General features: G+C 63.6%; 20 protein-coding genes. 9 read left to right on the plus strand and 11 right to left on the minus strand.

Annotated features, from left to right (window positions below; genetic code table 11):
- Positions 1-115 precede the first annotated feature (115 nt).
- From LB519_RS18665 to LB519_RS18700, 8 genes are all read left to right on the plus strand, one after another.
- Complete coding sequence (locus LB519_RS18665; protein WP_224620866.1) at positions 116-874, plus strand: ABC transporter ATP-binding protein; 759 nt, start codon at positions 116-118, stop codon at positions 872-874.
- A complete protein-coding gene (locus tag LB519_RS18670) occupies positions 861-1,592 on the plus strand; it encodes an ABC transporter ATP-binding protein (RefSeq protein ID WP_013528428.1) in 732 nt (243 codons plus the stop codon). The genes LB519_RS18665 and LB519_RS18670 overlap by 14 nt, the downstream gene beginning before the upstream one ends.
- Positions 1,589-2,491 carry a branched-chain amino acid ABC transporter permease gene (locus tag LB519_RS18675; RefSeq protein WP_013528427.1) on the plus strand — a complete coding sequence of 301 codons (903 nt, stop codon included), beginning with the start codon at positions 1,589-1,591 and terminating at the stop codon, positions 2,489-2,491. Before LB519_RS18670 ends, LB519_RS18675 begins: the two co-directional genes overlap by 4 nt.
- Complete coding sequence (locus LB519_RS18680) at positions 2,488-3,537, plus strand: branched-chain amino acid ABC transporter permease (protein ID WP_224620839.1); 1,050 nt, start codon at positions 2,488-2,490, stop codon at positions 3,535-3,537. The genes LB519_RS18675 and LB519_RS18680 overlap by 4 nt, the downstream gene beginning before the upstream one ends.
- Entirely contained in the window at positions 3,534-4,712 is a 1,179-nt protein-coding gene (locus LB519_RS18685) for an ABC transporter substrate-binding protein (protein WP_013528425.1), read from the plus strand. The genes LB519_RS18680 and LB519_RS18685 overlap by 4 nt, the downstream gene beginning before the upstream one ends.
- Entirely contained in the window at positions 4,709-5,473 is a 765-nt protein-coding gene (locus LB519_RS18690) for a cyclase family protein (RefSeq protein ID WP_395387669.1), read from the plus strand. The genes LB519_RS18685 and LB519_RS18690 overlap by 4 nt, the downstream gene beginning before the upstream one ends.
- 70 nt (positions 5,474-5,543) lie before the next feature.
- Positions 5,544-6,800, plus strand: coding sequence for a cysteine desulfurase-like protein (locus LB519_RS18695; RefSeq protein ID WP_013528423.1), 1,257 nt, complete (start codon positions 5,544-5,546; stop codon positions 6,798-6,800).
- Between the two features lies 1 nt (position 6,801).
- Entirely contained in the window at positions 6,802-7,383 is a 582-nt protein-coding gene (locus LB519_RS18700) for a cupin domain-containing protein (protein WP_013528422.1), read from the plus strand.
- Positions 7,384-7,483: 100 nt separating this feature from the next.
- Here the strand turns inward: LB519_RS18700 and LB519_RS18705 are convergent, their stop codons facing one another.
- From LB519_RS18705 to gcvA, 10 genes are all read right to left on the minus strand, one after another.
- Entirely contained in the window at positions 7,484-8,887 is a 1,404-nt protein-coding gene (locus LB519_RS18705) for an MATE family efflux transporter (RefSeq protein ID WP_013528421.1), read from the minus strand.
- A 169-nt stretch (positions 8,888-9,056) separates the two neighbouring features.
- Positions 9,057-10,643, minus strand: a complete 1,587-nt coding sequence (locus LB519_RS18710; RefSeq protein ID WP_224620842.1) for an FGGY-family carbohydrate kinase — start codon at positions 10,641-10,643, stop codon at positions 9,057-9,059.
- A complete protein-coding gene (locus LB519_RS18715; RefSeq protein ID WP_224620843.1) occupies positions 10,640-11,323 on the minus strand; it encodes an HAD family hydrolase in 684 nt (227 codons plus the stop codon). The genes LB519_RS18710 and LB519_RS18715 overlap by 4 nt, the downstream gene beginning before the upstream one ends.
- Before the next feature lie 15 nt (positions 11,324-11,338).
- Positions 11,339-12,817: a mannitol dehydrogenase family protein gene (locus LB519_RS18720; protein ID WP_224620844.1), complete on the minus strand. Its 1,479-nt coding sequence runs from the start codon at positions 12,815-12,817 to the stop codon at positions 11,339-11,341.
- Between the two features lie 146 nt (positions 12,818-12,963).
- Entirely contained in the window at positions 12,964-13,734 is a 771-nt protein-coding gene (locus tag LB519_RS18725) for an L-iditol 2-dehydrogenase (RefSeq protein WP_013528417.1), read from the minus strand.
- Positions 13,735-13,736: 2 nt separating this feature from the next.
- Entirely contained in the window at positions 13,737-14,735 is a 999-nt protein-coding gene (locus LB519_RS18730; protein ID WP_013528416.1) for an ABC transporter ATP-binding protein, read from the minus strand.
- A gap of 49 nt (positions 14,736-14,784) precedes the next feature.
- A complete protein-coding gene (locus LB519_RS18735) occupies positions 14,785-15,609 on the minus strand; it encodes a carbohydrate ABC transporter permease (protein ID WP_013528415.1) in 825 nt (274 codons plus the stop codon).
- A gap of 11 nt (positions 15,610-15,620) precedes the next feature.
- Positions 15,621-16,493, minus strand: coding sequence for a carbohydrate ABC transporter permease (locus tag LB519_RS18740; RefSeq protein ID WP_224620845.1), 873 nt, complete (start codon positions 16,491-16,493; stop codon positions 15,621-15,623).
- Positions 16,494-16,616: 123 nt separating this feature from the next.
- On the minus strand, positions 16,617-17,927 hold the full coding sequence (locus tag LB519_RS18745; protein ID WP_013528413.1) for an ABC transporter substrate-binding protein: 1,311 nt from the start codon (positions 17,925-17,927) through the stop codon (positions 16,617-16,619).
- Between the two features lie 224 nt (positions 17,928-18,151).
- Positions 18,152-19,057, minus strand: coding sequence for a transcriptional regulator GcvA (gcvA, locus tag LB519_RS18750; protein ID WP_013528412.1), 906 nt, complete (start codon positions 19,055-19,057; stop codon positions 18,152-18,154).
- 110 nt (positions 19,058-19,167) lie between these two features.
- Between gcvA and LB519_RS18755 the strand changes: the two genes are divergently transcribed.
- The gene (locus tag LB519_RS18755; RefSeq protein WP_013528411.1) at positions 19,168-19,353 is read left to right on the plus strand and encodes a hypothetical protein; all 186 of its coding nucleotides are present in this window, start codon (positions 19,168-19,170) and stop codon (positions 19,351-19,353) included.
- Positions 19,354-19,390: 37 nt separating this feature from the next.
- Here the strand turns inward: LB519_RS18755 and LB519_RS18760 are convergent, their stop codons facing one another.
- Positions 19,391-20,350 (minus strand): sugar-binding transcriptional regulator, encoded by a 960-nt coding sequence (locus LB519_RS18760; protein ID WP_013528410.1) that lies wholly within the window; start codon positions 20,348-20,350, stop codon positions 19,391-19,393.
- Positions 20,351-20,437: the final 87 nt, after the last annotated feature.

Raw genomic sequence — 20,437 nt, forward strand, 5'->3', positions numbered from 1 at the left:
TTGGGAATAGGACTTGACATCTTGCCGTTCGAATTGTCCATTTGAAGCTTGACCGGGCCGAACGGGGCGGCGAGGGACAGGGGCAAACCGGCGGGTGGATAGACAGTCGAGTCGAGTGCTGTTGAGGACGGTCGGGCTGACAAAAGCCTTTCGAGGGCTAGTTGCCCTGCGTGATCATTCCATCGAGCTCCACGAACGTGAAATCATTGGGGTAATCGGGCCGAATGGCTCGGGCAAGAGCACGCTTTTCAACCTGATCACCGGCTTCTCCCAGCCGAATTCCGGTAGCATCGAGATGGAGGGCCGGTCGATCGTCGGCCTGCGCACATCGCAGATCGTCGCGATGGGCATCGCCCGCACCTTCCAGGGCTCTCGCCTGTTCGGCAGCCTCAGCGTCGCGCAGAACGTGCTGACGGCGGCGCAGTTGCGCCATCCTGTCGGCGCCGCCGATACCGTGCTGCGCGGTCGGCGTTATCGCGAGCGGGTGGCCGCGACCCGGCAGAAGGCCGACGAACTCCTCGACCTCATGGGCCTGACAGATCAGGCCGGCAGGGTCGCCGCGGATCTTCCCTACGGCGATCAGCGGCGGCTGGAGATTGCGCGTGCGTTGGCGACCGGCCCGCAACTGCTGTTGCTCGATGAGCCCGCTGCCGGTCTTGATTCCAACGAGACCAAGGTGTTGGCAGCGCTGATCCGGACGATCCGTGACCGCTATGGCGTAACGGTGGTCGTTGTCGAGCACGACATGGACCTGATCATGGCGCTGTGCGAACGCATCCAGGTGCTGGCGACTGGCGAGGTGATCTGCGTCGGAACACCGGAGCAGGTACGCGAACACCCGAAAGTGCGGGAGGCGTATCTTGGCCACGCCTAGCCCCGTTCTGCTCAGTGTCGAGAACCTCGAGGTCAATTTCGGCGCGGTGCGTGCGCTGAAGGGCATTTCGCTCGACGTCCATGCCGGCGAGGTGGTGGCGTTGGTGGGCGCCAACGGCGCCGGCAAGAGCACGACCTTGCGCACCATTTCCGGCCTGTCGCGGCCGCGCGGCGGCAGGATCATCTTCGATGGCAAGCCGATTGGAGGTGTCGCTCCGTCGCGCATCGTAAGTCTGGGCATCGCGCAGAGCCCGGAGGGCAGGCGCCTGTTCGGCGGCCTGACGGTGGCTGACAATCTGCGGCTCGGCGCCTGCACCCGCACCGACAAGGATGCCATCCTCAGAGACAGCGAGCGCATGTTCATGCTGTTCCCGATTCTCAAGCAGCGGCTGAAGCAGCTGGCCGGGACGCTGTCGGGCGGCGAACAGCAGCAGCTTGCTTTGGCGCGCGCGCTGATGGCGGCGCCGCGCCTGCTGCTGCTCGACGAGCCTTCGCTCGGCGTTGCGCCGCTGCTGGTGCGCCACATCTTCAGCGCGCTTGCCGAACTGAAGCGCCAGGGCATGACGATGCTTCTGGTGGAACAGAACATCACGCTCGCGCTGGACCTCGCCGACCGCGCCTATGTGCTGCGCACGGGCCAGGTGGCGCTGTCTGGCCGGTCCGCGGAACTGCGCGACAGCGAACGCGTGGCGCAGGCATATCTCGGGGCGGCAACATGACCCAGCTGGACTATATCCTGCAGCAGATCGTCAATGCGGTGAGCCTCGGCAGCCTCTACGCACTGGTGGCGGTCGGTCTGTCGATCGTCTTCGGCGTCCTCAAGCTCACCAATTTCGCGCATGGCGACGTCATGATGGTAGGTGCCTTCGGGGTTGCCTTGCTGGTCGGCATCGGCGTTCCGTTCCCGGTCGCCGTGATCTGCGGCATCGCCGCGGCCGCCGTCGCCGGCTTCCTCATCGAACGCATCGCCTATCGCCCGATCCGCGACGCGCCCGACGTCGCGCGACTGCTGACCAGCCTCGCCGTCACCTACATCATCGAGAATGTCGGCATCCTGGTGTTCACCTCCTCGCCGCGCAATTTTCCACTCCCCGATATTCTCAACACCTCCTGGGAAATGTCGAACGGCGCCATCACCTTCACCAGCATCAATCTCCTGACCATCGCGCTGACCTTCGTGTCGCTGCTGCTCCTCGGCTGGTTTATCACGCGCACCACGACTGGGCTCGGCATGCGCGCCGCAGCCGAGGACATGTCGGCGGCACACCTTGTCGGTCTGAACGTCAACCGGCTGATCATCGTCGCCTTCATCGTCGCATCCGCCTATGCCGGCCTCGCCGGTATTTTGTGGGCGGCGCAGGCCGGCGTGGTGCAGCCGCAGATGGGCTTCACGCCGCTCCTGAAGGCTTTCGTGGCGGCAATCATCGGCGGCTTCGGGTCGATCGCGGGCGCCCTGGTCGGCGGCTACATATTGGGCGCGCTGGAGATCTTCATCGTCGCATTCCTGCCGAGCAGCGTCTCGTCTTATCGCGACGCAATCGTCTTCGCCGTGCTGATCGCCTTTCTCCTGGTGCGCCCGGGCGGGCTGCTCCAGCCAAACCGGGAGATAAAGCTGTGAGCCGGGAAGCGCGGATCACACTCCTCGTCCTCGTCGCCGTGGTGGCGGGAGCAGTTGTCGCTTTCGGTGCGCCGCACGTGCTGAGCGACTATTTCGTCCGGATTATCCTGCTGATCGCGCTGAATGCAATCCTGGTGCTGGCGCTGTCGCTGAGCAACGGTTTTACGGGCGTGTTTTCGCTCGGTCATGTCGGCTTCATCGGCGCCGGCGCGTATATTTCGGGGATCCTGTCGATCCCGGTGCAGCAGAAGATGGCACTGCTGCCGCATCTGCCGGGGTTTCTGCATGCTTTCAGCCTCCCCTTCCTGCCGGCGACGCTGGTGGCAGGCGTTCTGACGGCACTGCTTGCGGTGGTCGTCGGTTATCCCTTGATGCGCCTGTCGGGCTATTTCGTTTCGGTGGCGACGATGGGATTCTTGATTATCGTCAACGTGGTGCTGATCAATGCGTCGGATTTCACCCGAGGCGCCCGCACGTTTACCGGCGTGCCGCTGGAGACGACGTTGCCCTGGGTGATGGGTTGGCTCGCCATCACGGTGTTCGTTCTGGCACGCCTGGTTTATTCGCCTTTCGGGCGCGCCATGAAGGCGGTGCGCGACGACACGATCGCGGCCAGCGCTGTCGGAATCGGCGTGTTGCGGACCAGACTGATCGCCTTCGTCATCGGCGCGTTCTTCTCGGGCGTCGGCGGGTCGCTCTATGCGCATTATCTCGGCTCGTTTTCGCCGAACACGTTCTACTTCGCGCTGACGATGAGTCTGATCACAATGCTGGTGCTGGGCGGCATGGGCTCCCTGACCGGCGCGGTGGTCGGCGTCATCTGCGTTTCGCTGTTGTCGGAGATCCTGCGCTCGGTCGAACGCGGCTTCACGATCGGCGATTTCGCGGTGCCGGCCCTGTTTGGCGCCAGCCAGATCGTGCTCGGCTTCATCTTCATTCTAGTCATGATCTTCCGGCCGAAGGGGATCATGGGGGACCGGGAACTTATGTTCGGATCAACCCAAAGATCGGCAACGGTGAACCAGACAGAGGAACGAAAACGATGATCAAACTCACTCGACGCGGTACCATCGGCCTGGGACTTGGCGCATTCTTCGCGCTTGCCTCGGCCAGCACGGCACTTGCTGCCGACACCATCAAGATCGGCTATCCGGCAAACCTGACCGGCATCCAGGCCTCGCTCGACGGTCCGATGCTGAATGGCGCCAAGCTGGCAGCGAGCGAAATCAACGCCGCCGGCGGCGTGCTCGGCCAGCAGATAGAACTGGTGATCTACGACTCCAAGAGCGATTCGACGACGATCTCGACCGTCGCCAGCCAGTTGATCGACAGCGACAAGGTCGTCGGCATCATCGGCTTCGCCGATTCCGACTCGGTGCTGGCCATCGGACCGCAGGTCCAGACGGCGCAGATACCGTTCATAACGCCAGGCGCGACCTCGCCGAAATTGCCGAGCCAGCTCGGCAACGAGATCTTCCTCGCCGCCTTCGGCGACAACGTTCAGGCTGCGGTTGGCGCGGAATTTGCGCTGAACAAGCTGAACGGCAAAACCGCCTACCTGCTGACCGACATCGGCACTGAATACACAACGCTGCTGTCGGACTACTTCGTCACCGCCTACGAGCATGGCGGGGGCAAGATTTTGGAGCGCGACACCTACAAGATCGGCGACAAGACCTTTACCGCGCAGATCGCCAAGCTGAAGGCGCTGTCGCCGCAGCCAGACTTCGTCTATGCCTCGTCGAATGCCGAGGAAATCGGCCTGATCTTGAAGCAGATGCGCCAGGCCGGCATCAACCTGCCGGTGGTCGGCGGCGACGGCTACGACACGCCCTTGCTGATCCAGGTCGGCGGCGACGCGGCCAAGGACACCTACTTCACTACACACGCCTATATCGGTGAGGGCGCCACCCCGAAGGTGCAGGCCTTCATCGACGCCTACACCAAGTCGGTCGGCAATGCCCCGGAGAACGCGTTCGCTGCGCTCGGCTACGACTCGGTCAAGCTGATGGCCGACGCGATCAAGCGTGCCGGTGCGCCGGATCCGGCCAAGATCCGTGACGCGCTGGCCGCTACGTCCGGGCTCGACGGCGTGACCGGCACGATCACCTACCGCCCGGGCATTTCGGTGCCGGACAAGTCGGTCTCGGTCATTGGTGTCAAGGACGGCAAGCTTGTCCTGGCAAGTGAAGCGGCACCGACCTTCGTCGCGGAGCCGTGATCTTGTCCACTCCGGGCTCCCTTTGGGACATCTACAGGTCGCGGCTCTCCGCCGCGACCTTCACCGACCTGACGCATGCGTTTCATCCGGGTCAGCCGCATTTCCCGGCCTTCCCGGACGAGGAGCGCAGTGCGTTGCTCGATTTTTCGAAGGGCGATGCCTTCCAGGTCCACCACTACGCCTTCGTCGGACAGTGGGGCACCCATGTCGATCCGCCGGTGCACTTCATCGACGGCGGCCGCTCGATCGACCAACTGCCGGTGGCGGAGATGCTTCTGCCGCTGGTCATCCTCGACATCAGCGACAGGGTCGCCGCCGATCCCGACGCGACGCCGACGCTCGACGATATTTCGGCCTGGGAGACGCGGAACGGCCGTATCCCGGAAAAGTGTTTTGTCGCACTTCGCACCGGCTGGTGGCCGCGCTGGCCGGACCCCGTGGCATTTCGGAACAAGTCGGCCGACGGTATCTCGCATGCGCCGGGTTGGTCGAAGCCGGTGCTGGAGGAACTTTTGGAACGCCGCGGTGTTGCTGCGATCGGGCACGAGGGCATGGACACTGATCCCGGCCGTGCCACTTCCGCAGGTGACGCAAGCCTGGAATACTATGTGCTGTCGCGCGACTGCTGGCAGATCGAGCTCTTGGCCAATCTCGACAAGGTGCCCGAAGCCGGCGCGTTGATAATGGCAAGCTGGCCAAAGCCAAAGGCCGGATCTGGCTTCCCGGCTCGCGCTGTCGCCATCCATGAAGCGGCCGGCTGAACGCGTGAAGCCGCTGCTGGCGGCGGTCGAGGGGCCGCCGCACAACGATCATCAGACACGGAATTCAGACATGGATATAGATACAGTCCGCGATGCTTTTCCGGCGATGGCGAGAGGTGCCGAGCCGAAGAAGCGGATTTTCTTCGACAATCCCGCGGGAACCCAGATGGCGAGCCGTTCGATCGAGCGTATGACGCGTGCCATGATCGAAACCAACGCCAATCTTGGTGGCTATTTCGAAACCTCACTCGCGGCCCAGGCGATGGTCGACGACGCGCATCAGGCGATGGCCGATTTCTTCAATGCCGCCGACCGGCGCGAGGTGGTGTTCGGCCAGAACATGACGACTCTGACTTTCGCCGTCTCGCGCGCCATCGGCCGCGATCTGAACGCCGGCGACGCCATCGTGTTGACGCGCATGGATCATGACGCCAACGTCGCACCCTGGCTGATGCTGGCGGAGGATCGGGGGCTTGAAGTACGCTGGATCGACCTCGATCCAAAAACCTTCGAACTCGACCTGTCGACGCTGGAGGCGACTATCGACGAGGACGTCAAGCTGGTCGCCGTCGGCTATGCCAGCAACGTTACCGGCACGATCAACGACGTGAAGCGGATCGCGCAGCGCGCCCGCGCGATCGGGGCGCTGAGCTATATCGACGCGGTGCAGTTCGCGCCGCATGGGGTGATCGACGTCCAGGAGATCGGCTGTGATTTCCTGGTTTGCTCGGCCTACAAATTTTTTGGACCGCATCACGGGGTGTTGTGGGGCCGTTTCGATCTGCTGCAGGCGCTGACCGCCTATAAGGTGCGCGCGGCTTCCAATACGCCACCTGGAAAATTCGAGACGGGAACGACAAGCCGCGAGGCGCTTGCCGGGGTGCTTGGCGCCGTCGAGCACTATGCCTGGCTCGGACAGTCCTTCGGCAACGTCCACCCGCAGGCGACGCGGCGGGAGCGCATCGTCGCCGGCATTGAAGTCGCCGACCGTTATGAGCGTGTCCTGACAGCACGGCTGATTGCCGGATTGTCCAGAATTGATGGCGTCTTGATCCAGGGCATATCCGATGTGGCGGCGCTGGCGCGCCGTGTGCCTACCGTGTCGATCACCGTTGACGGAACCGATCCCGCCGATATCGCCAAGGCGATGGCAGAGGAAGGCATCTATCTCTGGCACGGTCACAATTACGGTTTGGAGCCAATCAAGCGGCTGGGGCTTGCGGACCGCAACGGTGTCGTCCGCATCGGGCTGGCTCATTACAACACCGAGGCGGAAGTCGATTTCCTGCTGGCGAAGCTGGCGGACTGGATGAAGACGCGGACCTGACATGCGCGACAGAAACGGAACCCCGAGGATCGGCGTCAAGCTGCGCCATGCCAGACAGGTGCTTGGCCTCAGCCTGGAAGAGCTCGGCGCCCGCATCGGGCTGACAGAGGGTTATCTCTCGAAGATCGAAAACGACCGGGCGACGCCCTCGATGGCGGCTCTGCATCGGCTGGTGCAGGCGCTGGGCATCAACATGAACGCGATGTTCGGCACGCTGCAGCACAATGCCTCGGAAGTGTTCGTTTTGCGGCAGAACGAGCGTCCGCACATGGAGACGGGACATCGGCGTTCGGGCAACCATGTCGTGCTCGAGCAATTGGTGCCGTCCGGTCCGGAATATCTGCTGCAGATCAACGTTCATGTGATCGAGGCCGGCGGCGGCAGCCCCGAGTTGATCAGCCACAAGGGACAAGAGTTCGGCTACGTGCTCGAAGGTTCCGTCGAATTGCTGGTCGAGGCGAACGTGGTGGCGCTCGAGGCAGGCGACGCGTTCTATTTCAACTCCGAACTCGGCCACGGCTACCGCAATATCGGTTCGACCACGGTCCGCATCCTCTGGGTCAACACGCCGCCGACATTCTGACCGCCTCCAGCGCGGCGCCGGATTTCGAGGGAGTTCTGAAGACGTCGTTCAATGAGCCAACGTCCACAGGACAACAGCCGCCGAGCCCAACCGTCCTGTTTCAATGCCCGAACGCGAGCGGCGGCGCCAGTCGGTCGCGCCGCAGCCAGCGCGCCAGCAGCAGCGCGGCCACCACGGCCAGCCCCGTCGACAGGCCGATCCAGATGCCGACGCCATGCAGGCCGAAATGGAAGGCGAGCAGCACCCCAAGCGGCAGGCCGACGCCCCAATAGCCGATCGCGGCATAGATCATCGGCACCTTGGTGTCGTGCAGGCCGCGCAGCATGCCGGCGGCCACCGCCTGGGCGCCGTCGAAGACCTGGAATAGCGCCGCGAAGACCAGGAACGACACGGCAAGTTCGATCACCCTGGCATTGGCCGGATTGCTCAGATCGATGAAGGCGCTGATCAGCGGATGCGGCCACAGGATCATCACCAGCCCCATCAGCGCCATGAAGGAAACGCCGATGACGAAGGCGGTCCAGCCGGCGCGCGACACGCCTTGCGGATTGCCGGCGCCATGCGCAAGGCCGACGCGCACCGTCACCGCCTGGTTGAGGCCAAGCGGCACCATGAAGGAGATCGAGGCGATCTGGATGGCGATCGCGTGCGCGGCCAGCGAATCCGCGTCGATCAGGCCCATCAGCAGGGCGGCCGCATTGAAGATAGTCACCTCGAAGGCGAGAATGCCGGCAATCGGCAGGCCGAGCCGCAACAGGCCCTTGAAGCGTGGCCAGTCCGATCGCCAGAACCGTCCGAACAGACGATAACGGCGGAACTTCTTCTCCAGCATCACCACGGCAGCCAGGCCGATGAACATCAGCGTTGAGGACAGCGAGGTGGCAAGGCCCGACCCGGCAATGCCCATCGACGGCACGCCGAGATTGCCGAACATGAACACCCAGTTGAAGAAGGCATTGCAGGCGACGGCAACAAAGACGATGACCAGCGCCCAGCCCGGCCGCTCCAGCGCCGAGATGAACGAGCGCAGCACAATATAGAAGTAGAAGGGCAGCACCGCCCATTCGAGCCAGCGCAGATAGATGCCGGCCTGATGCGCCAGTGCCGGTTCCTGGCCCATGGCCAGCAGAATGCCTTCGCCGTGCCAAAGCACGAGCCAGATCGGGATCGAGATCAGGATCGCCAGCCACAGGCCCTGGCGCACGGTGCGGCGCAGGTCGCGCACCGAATAGCGGCGGCGGCCAAGCTCGGTGGCGATCATCGGCGATGTCGCCAGCATCAGGCCGAGGCCGAAGATCAGCGGCATGAAATAGAGGTTGGCGCCAAGCGCGCCACTGGCCAGCGTATCCGGCCCCAGCCGACCCATCATCATGACGTCGGTGGCCGTCATCGCGGTCTGGCCGAGATTGGTCAGCACCATCGGCCAGGCGAGCGCCAGCGTCGCCCTGATTTCCTGACGCCAAAGATTTTCCGGCGCGCGAGCGCCGGCTTCGATCGCAGACATTGTTCCGCTCTTTCCAGCTACGGCGCGTCGGCATTAAAGCCGGAAGCCGCATGTCAAACGGCAAAACCTTCGGTTTCGCGGCGTTTGCGTCAGCTTCTGGACGAAACGCGACATGAAGGCAAGAGAGGAGGGACGGGAACGGATTGAGCCAGGGACCGGCCCCGATGCTCTAGCGGATCGCGTCCAGCATCCGCCGCTGGCGGTGCATCTCGAGGAAAACCTTGTAGTCGCGGTCGAAACGCCCTGATGATTTCGGGTTCGACGCGCGCTTCCTGCCGCCTTGCTGCATGGCAAGACAGGCCGCGTTGAGGTCGGGAAACAGCCCGGCCGCGGTGGCGGCGATCATGCCGGTGCCGAGCAGCACCGCCTCGTCGGCCAGCGGCTCGATCACCGTGCAGCCGGTGGCGTCGGCATAGAGCTCCATCAACAGCGGGTTCTTGGTGTGGCCGCCGGTGACGTGCAGCGTATCGATCAGATAGCCGTTCTCGTTCAGCGCCTCCAGCACGTGGCGCACGCCGAGCGCGATGCCGACGGCGGTGCGCCAGTAGAGCTTGCACAGGCTGTCGAAGGAGGAGTCCAGCGTCAGCCCGCTGACGACGCCGACGGCATGCGGATCGGCGAGCGGTGAGCGGTTACCATGAAAATCGGGCAGCACATGCAGCCGCGCGGCAAGGTTGTCGCCCTCGGTGGCGCGCAGCTCGGCGACACGCCTGGCGATCTTCGCATGCATGGCGGCATCCGGCTCGCCGCCGGCGCCGTGCCAGCGGATGATGTGGTCGAGCAGGGCGCCGGTCGCCGACTGGCCGCCTTCCGACAGCCACAGCCTGGGCAGCGCCGCGCCGTAATAGGGACCCCAGACGCCGGCGAAGGGCTGCGGATCCGGTGACATCGCCATGACGCAGCTCGACGTGCCGGCGATCAGCGCCAAATGCCGGCCGATGTCCTGTTGGTCGCCGGCAAAGCCGCCGAGCACGCCAAGCGCACCGGCATAGGCATCGATGACGCCGGCGCCGACCCGGCATTTCTCGCTCAGCCCAAGCTCGGCCGCTGCCTGGGCGGTCAGTTGGCCAATATAAGCGCCGACCGGGCTGGCCTTTTCCGGCAAATTGCCGTGCTCGAAAAGATCGCCGAGGCCGACGAGCGCAAAGAAGTCGCGCCGCCAGCCGGCCTCTTCATGCGCCAGATAGGTCCATTTGGCGGTCAGCGTGCATTGCGAGCGGGCCAGCAAACCTGTCGCTTGCCAGGTCAGGAAATCGGTGAGATCGAATAAATAGCCGGCTTCATTCCAGGTCTCCGGCAAATTGCGCTTCAGCCACATCAGCTTCGGTGTCGCCATTTCCGGCGACATGACGCCACCGACGTAATTCAGCACGGCATGGCCGCTTGCCGTGCATTCGTCGGCCTCCGCGATGGCGCGGTGGTCGAGCCAGACGATGGTGTCCCAGCGCTTGTCGTCCGTGGTCGAGACGCTGAGCTGGCCGCCTTGCCGGTCACGCACCACCAGCGAACAGGTGGCATCGAAGGAGATGCCGACGACCTCCTCGGCAGCTATGCCGGCCTTTTCGCGGGCAGCGCGCACGGCGGCGCAGACGGCCGACCAGATATCGCGCGAATCATGTTCGGCGTGATCGGGCTTCGGCTGGTTCATGGCGATCGGCCGCTCGGCGCGGCCGAGCAAGGTGCCGTTGGTGTCGAGAATGCCCGCGCGAGCGCTCCCGGTGCCGACATCGACCGCGCAAACGAACTGTTTCGTCAAGATGCTCTGTCTCTCGCTCCCGGGCCTGCAATCAGATCGGGCAATTGCAGCATGTCAGCGAATATAAAGTCCGGTTCACTCGACGCAAGCCGCGCTTTCAAGGTCGGGTTGCCGGCATGCGAGCCGCCGGTGAAGGCAAACACGCGCATCCCCGCCGCCCGCGCGGCAATGATGCCGGCCGGGCTGTCCTCGATGACGAGGCATTTGCGTGGATGGGCCCGCATGCTGGCGGCGGCATGCAGGAACAGGTCCGGCGCGGGCTTTCCCTTGGCCACCATGGTGGCACTGAACAGGTGCGGTTCCATCAGCCCAAGCAATCCGGTGACGTCGAGCGCGTAGCGGATGCGGTCGAGCGTGCCCGAGGACGCGACACAGAACGGCAGCCCAAGCTTCGGCAGCATCTTCTTGACGCCGGCGATCGGCTTCAGCTCCTCGCGGAATTTGCGCATCAATTCGACGCGCATCTCGGTCAGGTGCAGGTCGGTGATATCGAGCCCGAAGTCGCGGCCGAGGATCTCGCGCACGCTTTTCATGCTCTTGCCGAGGAAATGCTCGTAGGCGGCATCCTCACTGACGCTGCCGCCGGCAAGCCTGACCATGCCGAGCAGCGCCGAGACGGAGAGCGCCTCGCTGTCGACCAGCACGCCATCGCAGTCGAAAATGACCAGTTCAGGCGTCATGGCCGAGAATGGCTCTCAGAGCTTGCCGGCGAGGTAGCGCGTCAGCGTGGCGCGCGCGCCATTCGCCCACAGCACGTTGAGCGCATGGGCAAAGGCCTCGACAAACGCCGTTGCGCGGCCGACATCGCCATAGATGTCCTCCATGGCGAGCCAGGCGGCGGGAGCGTCCTTTGCTGCCTTTGCCGTCGCCTGTAGCCGGTCCCAACTCGGGTCGTTGGGCTCGATGACGGCGCCGCTGTCCGTCGTGCCGAAGCAATAGCGGCACCACAATGCCGATTCCAGCGCCAGGCCGGCGACGCTTTTCCCAGCCTTCAGCCGGTCGGCGATGGTCGGGATGATGAACTTCGGCTGGCGATTGGAGCCGTCGAGGCAGAGCCGGCGCACCGTGTCGCCGATCTTCGGGTTGGAGAAGCGGCTCTCGATGAGCTGGTAATAGTCTTCCAGAACCGTGTCCGGCACCGGCGGCACCGTCGGGATGATTTCTTCCCGTTCGAGCTTGGCCAGAAAACCGCTCACCAGCGGCTCCTGCATCGCCTCATGCACGAAATGGATGTCCATCAGGCCGGCCGGATAGGCGATCGCTGCATGGCCGCCATTGAGGATGCGGATTTTCATCAGTTCATAAGGCGCAACGTCTTTGACGAACTGCACGCCGACCTTTTCCAGCGGCGGCCGGCCATCGGTGAAATGGTCCTCCAGCACCCACTGCCGGAACGGCTCGCAGAACACCGGCCAGTTGTCCTCGAGGCCGAAATCCTTGGCCAGGATGCCGCGCTCGCGGTCGGTGGTGGCCGGCGTGATGCGATCGACCATGCCGTTCGGAAAGGCGACATGCTCGCTGACCCAGTTCGCCAGATCCTCGTCGATCAAACGGGCCAGGCCGATGACGCCATCCGAGGTGACATGGCCGTTGTGGGGAATGTTGTCGCACGACATGACGGTGAACGGCACGGTGCCTTCATCGCGGCGGCGCACCAGCCCGGCAAGAATGATGCCGAACACCGTCTTCGGCGTGGCGCCGGGCTGCGCATCGGCAACGATGTCGGGATGGGTCGGGTTGAACACGCCGGAAGCCGGATCGATAAAGTAGCCGCCTTCGGTGATGGTCAGCGAAACGATCTTGATCGCCGGGTCGGTAAGCTGTTCGATGATAGCGGCAGCATAGCCGGGCCTCAGGAAGTCGATCATCGCGCCGGTCACACGGGCATTCATATGGCCAGAGTCCTGCTCGACCACCGTGGTCAGCCAGTCCTGCTCTTCCAGCTTGGCGCGGCCGATCTTTTCACCGTCGAACACGCCGGCACCGATCAGCGCCCAGTCATGGCCGATGCCCGCATTGAACAGATCGTCGAGATAGACGGCCTGATGCGAGCGGTGGAAATTGCCGACGCCGAAATGCACGATGCCGGCCTTCAGCGTCGCGCGGTCATACTTCGGACCTGCGACGTTGGCGGGCAGCTTGGTAAGGTTAGAGGACGAGAGTTTCACGGTCATCTGTTTTACCCTTTGGCCGGGTTTCGGCCTTCGTTACGCTCCTCTCCCCGTCGGGGAGAGGATAAGGGGTGGCACTTGCTACGCGCCCGCTGAAGTCGGCCTCTGCTCCCCGCGGAGGGACGAGGAGCAGAGGCCGTCCCCCGCCCTCAACTCATCCACTGGCCGCCATCGACATTGTAGGTCTGGGCGACGATGTATTCGGCGTCGCTGCTGGCGAGAAACACAGCCATGCCGGTGAGGTCCTGTGCCGTGCCCATGCGGCCATACGGCACCGCCTCGCCGACCAGTTTCTTCTTCTCGCCCCTCGGCCGGTTCTCATATTTGGCGAACAGCGAATCGACATGATCCCAGTGCTCGCCGTCGACGACGCCAGGGGCAATCGCGTTGACGTTGATGCGGTGCTTGATCAGGTCGAGCCCCGCCGACTGGGTCAGCGAGATGACGGCGGCCTTGGTGGCGCAATAGACGCCGACCAGCGCCTCGCCGCGCCGTCCGGCCTGGCTCGCCATGTTGATGATCCTGCCGCCCTTGCCTCGCGCGATCATCGAGCGGGCGGCTGCCTGCAACATGAACAGCGTGCCGGCGACATTGACGGAAAACAACTTGTCGTAGCTTGCCCTGGTGATTTCGACGATCGGCGCCAGGTCGAACAGGGCGGCGTTGTTGATCAGGATATCGAGGCCACCGGTCTTCGTCTCGACGGCTTTCACTGCCGCCTCGATCGAGGCGAGGTCGGTGACGTCGAGCTTGACCGCATAGGCCTTGCCGCCAATCTCTGCGGCGGTCTTCTGCGCAGCCTCGAGATTGATGTCGGCGATGGCGACGGTTGCGCCTTCGCCGGCATAGGCTTCGGCGAAGGCTCTGCCGATGCCGCGGGCCGAACCCGTGATCAGCGCGGATTTGCCGGCCAGTCGCATGTTCAGATTGCCTTTCCGTCGGCGCCAAAGCGATGCAGCTTGGCCTTGTCTGGTGTCAGGTAAATGGTGTCGCCGTGATGGACGCCGAGTTCGCCGTCGGCGCGCACGGTCAGCGGACCGACGCCGTCGGCCTGGACGTGCAGGAAGGTGTCGGAGCCGAGATGCTCGGCGACGCCGACGACCGCCTTCCATTCGCCCGCCGTGGTCGAGATCTCCAGGTGTTCGGGACGGATGCCGATGGTCTTGGCGCCGTTTTTGGCAGCCGGCGCGCCCTCGATCAGGTTCATCTTCGGCGAGCCGATAAAGCTGGCGACGAACAGGTTCTTCGGCGTCTTGTAGAGCTCCATCGGCGAGCCGACCTGCTCGATGTTGCCGGCGTTCAGCACGACGATCTTGTCGGCCATGGTCATCGCTTCAACCTGATCGTGGGTAACGTAGATCATGGTGGTCTTGAGCTGATGGTGCAGCTCGCTGATCTCCAGCCGCATGGTGCCGCGCAGTGCCGCATCGAGATTGGACAGCGGTTCGTCGAACAGGAAGGCGGTCGGCTGACGCACGATGGCGCGGCCGATCGCGACGCGCTGGCGCTGGCCGCCTGAAAGCTGGCCGGGCCGGCGTTCGAGATAGTTGGTCAGGTTGAGCACGCGCGCCGCGTCTCCCACCTTCTTGTCGATGGTCGCCTTGTCCTCACCGGCCATCTTCAGCGGGAAGCCGATGTTCTTGGCCACCGTCATGTGCGGATAGAGCGCGTAAGACTGGAACACCATGGCGAGCTTGCGCTTGGCCGGTGCCTCGCCGGTGACGTCGCGGCCGTCGATGTTGATGGAGCCGCCGCTGGTGTCCTCGAGCCCGGCGATCAGGCGCAGCAGCGTTGACTTGCCGCAACCCGACGGGCCGACAAAGACGACGAACTCGCCATTCTCGATCACCAGGTCGAGACCGGGGATGATGGACGTCGCTCCGAAGGATTTAGAGACGTTCTTGAGCGTGATGTTTCCCATGGTTTCCTCCCCGAGGGGTTATTTCTGCCGATTGCTTCGGGCAATTCCGTTATTTCACCGCACCAAATGTCAGGCCGCGCACCAGCTGCTTCTGGCTGAACCAGCCCATGATCAGGATCGGCGCGATGGCCAGCGTCGAGGCGGCCGAAAGCTTGGCCCAGAACAGGCCTTGCGGGCTTGAGAACGAGCTGATGAAGGCGGTCAGGGGTGCGGCTTCCGTCGTCGTCAGCCGGATCGTCCAGAACGCCTCGTTCCAGGCCAGGATGATGTTGAGGAGCATTGTCGAGGCGATGCCCGGCACCGCCATCGGCGTCAGCACATAGACGATCTCGTTCCACAGCGATGCGCCGTCCATGCGCGCCGCTTCCAGGATCTCGCCAGGGATTTCGCGGAAATAGGTGTAGAGCATCCACACCACGATCGGCAGGTTGATCAGCATCAGCATGATCATGAGGCCGATGCGGCTGTCGAGCAGGCCTGTGTCGCGGAAGATCAGGTAGATCGGGAACAGCACCGCGACCGCCGGCATCATCTTGGTGGACAGCATCCACATCAAGATGTCCTTGGTCCGCTTGGTCGGCGAGAAGGCCATCGACCATGCCGCCGGTATGGCGACCAGCAGGGCCAGGATGGTCGAGCCGACCGAGAGCAGCACCGAGTTGAAGAAGAACTTGAAGTAGCCGCTCTGCGCCTGGACCTCGGTATAGCTCTCGAACGTTCCCGACGGGATGATGCTGAAGCCCTGGATGGCTTCCTGCTCCGACTTGAACGAGGTGATGATCGTGTAGAGGATCGGGAAGAAGATCAGCAGGGCGACGATCCAGGCGGCAACCGTCGCGATCGTCTTGTGCCGGGTGGTGACTGAGCGTGCCATCGTAGCCTCCCTTACTTGTCCAGGTTCTTGCCGACGGCGCGCATGGCGAAGAAGGCAACGATGTTAGCGAGAATGACGGCGATCACACCGCCGGCGGATGCCTGGCCGATTTTGAACTCCAGCAACGCCTTCTGGTAGACGAGGAAGGGCAGGTTGGTGGAGGCGTATCCCGGGCCGCCATTGGTGGTGACGAGGATCTCGGCATAGACCGAGAGAAGGAAGATCGTCTGGATCAGGATGACGACCGTGATAGCGCGCGACATGTGCGGCAGCGTCAGATAGATGAAGCGGCTGATGAAGCCGGCGCCGTCCATCTCGGCGGCTTCCTTCTGCTCGCCGTCGAGCGACTGCAGCGCGGTCAGAAGAATGAGCGTCGCGAAGGGCAGCCACTGCCAGGCGACGATGACGATGATCGCCAGCATCGGATGTTGCCCGAACCAGTCGATCGGCTGGGCCCCGAAGAAGCGGGCTATATCAGCGAACACCCCGTATTGCGGGTGCATGATCATGTTCTTCCAGACCAATGCGGCCACCGGCGGCATGACGAAGAACGGCGAGATGACGAGGATGCGCACGATGCCCTGGCCCCACATCGGCTGATCGATCAGCAGCGCCAGAAGGATACCGCCGATCACCGTGATCAGGAGCACGCTGACCACCAAGGTGAGCGTGTTGAGGATCGACTGCAGGAAGGCCGGGTTGGAATAGAACAGCGCGTAATTCGAGAAGCCGACGAAGCCGTCGCGGATCGGATTGAGCGGATTGTACTGCTGGAAGGAGAACCAGATGGTGATGACCAGCGGCACGATCATCCAGACGAACAGCAGCACCACGGATGGCGCCATCATGAAACGGGCAAGCGAACGGGTCTGCTGAGTAGCCATGACGGTCACCCTCACTGGTCAGACGGAATTTTCAAAAGGCGTTAAAGGCGGCCGCCCGAACTGGGAACTCGGGCGGCCGTTGCCGGTCAAGGAGGCGACCGGCAGTCGGCACCGGGAGGAGCCTTACTTGATGTATCCGCCCTCGGTCATTGCCGCGGTGGCAGCGTCCTGGGCCTGCTTCAGCGCGTCGTCGACGCTCGACTGGCCGGCAAGCGCCGCCGAGAAGAGCTGGCCGACCGTGGTGCCAAGGCCCTGGAACTCAGGGATGGCGACGAACTGGACGCCGACATAGGGCACCGGCTTGACCGTCGGATGTGTCGGATCGGCGGCATTGATGGAGTCCAGCGTCATCTTGGCGAACGGAGCGGCCTTCTGGTACTCGGCATTGGCGTAGAGCGAGGACCGCGTGCCCGGAGGAACGTTGGCCCAGCCTTCCTTCGAAGCGACGAGCTCCGCATAGTGCTTGCTGGTCGCCCAGGAGACGAACTTCTCGGCGGCATCCGCTTTCTGCGTGCCGGCGGGGATGGCCAGCGACCAGGCCCACAGCCAGTTGCCGCGCTTGCCCAGGCCATTGTCGGGCGCCAGCGCATAGCCGACCTTATCGGCGACGGTGGAGTTCTTCGGGTCCGAAACGAAGGACGCGGCGACCGTGGCGTCGATCCACATGCCGCATTTGCCCTGCTGGAACAGCGCCAGGTTTTCGTTGAAGCCGTTGGAGGAAGCCCCCTCGGGGCCGTCGGCCTTCATCAGGTCGACATAGAACTGCAACGTGTTCTTCCATTCCGGCTGATCGAACTGCGGCTTCCAGTTCTCGTCGAACCAGCGGGCGCCAAAGGAGTTCGACATGGCGGTCAGGAAAGCCATGTTCTCGCCCCAGCCGGCCTTGCCGCGCAGGCACACGCCGTTCACGCCATTGGCGCGGTCGGTCATCTTGTCGGCGGCCTGCTTGATGAAGTCCCAGGTCGGCGCGTCGGGCATCTTCAACCCGGCCTTGTCCATCAGGTCCTTGCGGTACATGACGAAGGAGCTTTCGCCGTAGAAGGGCGCGGCATAGAGCTTGCCGTCGACCGAAAGGCCGCCAGCAATGGCCGGGATGATGTCCTTGGCGTCGTAGTCGTCGCCGAGCTTGTCGAGCGGCAAAAGCCAGCTCTGCTTGGCCCAGATCGGAACCTCATAGGTGCCGATGGTCATCACGTCGTACTGGCCGCCCTTGGTGGCGATGTCGGTGGTGACGCGCTCGCGCAGCACATTCTCTTCGAGCGTAACCCAGTTGAGCTGGATGTCGGGGTTCGCCTTGGTGAAGTCCTCGGTCAGCTTTTGCATGCGGACCATATCGCCATTGTTGACGGTGGCGATGGTGATGGATTCGGCATGTGCGGCGAACGCAAGCGTGCTGGCCGACAACAAGCCCAGGGTGAGCGTGCGAAGTTTCATCAAATTCCTCCCTTGAACCAAGATGAGCATTTGCCTTGGCTTTGGGCAATTACTCACTTGGCGTGAATTATGTCAAGTCGGATTCGATGCTGCAGCGCAGCACCCGGGCGACACCGCAGGCCGGGACGAGCGGAAATTGCCAGGACGAAGAGCGTCCCGGCCGGATACAGTGCGGCAACAGCGGATGGATCTGCGAGGCCAGGTGCAGCCCGCAAGCCTGCCGGTCAGCAGGCGATCTCGGCCAGCAGCCAGTCGCGGAAGGCACGGATCTTCGGCACGTTGCGGCGCGCTTCGGGGTAGACCAGCCAAAAGGCATGGCCGTCGTCGCCAACCAGATCGAAAGGCTGGATCAGGCGCCCACCGGCAAGTTCCGCCTTGAACAGCGCCCTGGTCAGGATCGCGACGCCATGACCGGCGATCGCCGCATTGGCCTCATAGGCCTGCGCGCCCATGCTGCTGCCGGGCCGTTTGGCGAGATCGTGCGAGTGCACGCCGGCAGCCTCGAACCATTGCGTCCACCAGATGTCGCCGGGATCGAGGATCGGCAGCCGCAACAGGTCCGCCGGTTCCCTGACGCCGCCGATGCTTGCCGCGAGCTTCGGGCTCAGCATCGGCGTGAAATCGGCATCGAGCAGCTTGTAGGCTTCCAGCCCCGGCCATTTGCCGCCGCCCGACCGGATGGCGAGGTCGACATCCTCGCGGGCGAAATCCGTCAGCCGGCTCGATGTTTCGAGCCGCACGGCAAGGGAGGGATGAGCGATCTGGAATGAGCCCAGATGGTGCGCCAGCCAGTTCGAGGCAAAGGTCAGCACCGTCGTGACGCACAGCAATCCGTCGGCGCCGCCACGCGCCGCCGCATAGGCCTGGCCGAGAATGGCGAAGGCCTCGCTGACCGCTGGCGCAAGGCGCTGTCCAGCCTCGGTGAGTGCGATCTGGCGCGGCCGGCGCAGGAACAGCGGCGCGCCGACCCGTTCCTCCAGCACCTTGATCTGATAGCTGACCGCCGCTTGCGTCATGGCAAGTTCCTCGGCCGCCTTGGTGAAGGAAAGATGCCGCGCCACCGCTTCGAACACCCGGATCGCCTGCAGCGGCGGAAGCTGTGAAACCTGCCGAGAGCTGAGGTCCGGCATAAAGCCTCCTTATGGGTCCTTATCGACGTTCGATTGGCAAAGGCCGCCGTCAAGACCGACATTTCCAGTCAACCCGTCATTCGGGTTCAGGATAGCGAAGGTTGACGATCATGACCATGGCGCAGCAAAAATGCACTTCAGCACCCGATCATCGCTGGTTTTCGTGGCTGACGGATGGATTCGGCTGGTTCGCAGCCAAAAAACGGGCACATCTCGACATCAGGGACCTGTCGCCGCATCTGCAGCGCGATCTCGGTTTTCTCGATGGCAACGACCCTTTCGGGCGGCACAGCTAGCGCGGTTGGTTTTATCGCAAATCAGTTGTGCTTCCGGTCAGATGCTGGCGAGCAGCGCGGCGGCGGTCCGTTCATCGGTGATGAGGCCGTTGATCAGCCGCCGGTTCGCGGCCGCCAGGATGCCCGGCAGCTTTCGTTCTCCCATCGCAAGTGCGATGACCAGCGATTTCTCGCGTGACGGCAGCGACGCCGACGACACCCGATCGTTGGTGATGCCCTCGATCATGCGGCCTTCCCTATCGAACACCCAGCCGACGATCTCGGCGATGCCGCCGGCCTTCTGCAGCGCCTTCAATTCGCTCTCCGAAATGAAGCCGTCCTCGTAGAGCGGCGCCTTGGGGCCGAGGTCGCCGATGCCGATGAAGGTGACGTCGGCCTCGGCGGCAAGCGCAAGCGTCGGCTGGATCATCGGCTGGTTGAGCAGCATTTCACGCTCCTCCGGCGACGAGGCGATGACCGGCAGCGGCATCGGGAAGGAGCGTGCCTTGACCCTGTCGGCCATGGTGAAGATGACATTGTAGAAGGCGGCCGAACCGTCCGGCGAGATGTTGCCGGTCAACGACACCACCTTGTGTTGCGGGCATTCCATCGGCGGCAGCTGCTCGATCGCCGCCTTCAGCGTGCGCCCGGTGCCGATCGCCATGACGATCGGCGTCGGTGAACGCAACCGCCGCTCGATCTCGGCGGCAGCGGCCTCGGCGATGCCGATCGTGGTCGAGGACGAGTTGGGGTCGCTCGGCACCACTTCGACCAGATCGAGCGCAAAGCGCGATCTCAGCCGTGCCGCCAGATCGAGGCAGTTGGCGATCGGATGGTCGACGCGAACCTTGATCAAGCCCTCCGACACCGCCAGCGATACCAGCCGCTGCGCCGTTTGCCGCGAGATGCCAAGCGTCGAAGCGATCTGGTCTTGTGTGTTGCCGGCAACATAATAAAGCCAGCCGGCGCGTGCCGCATCGTCCAGCCTGTTGCTGCCACCATCCTGCCGGCTATTCAAAGTCCTGCCTCCCGAGACCGCCGGTCATGAGAGCGGCCCATGCCCACTTTCGCAGGGAACGGCCTGCTGCGCAATTGTCAAATCTCG

Origin of the sequence: Mesorhizobium sp. AD1-1, assembly GCF_020164655.1 — a bacterium.
Classification (GTDB): Bacteria; Pseudomonadota; Alphaproteobacteria; order Rhizobiales; family Rhizobiaceae; genus Mesorhizobium; species Mesorhizobium ciceri.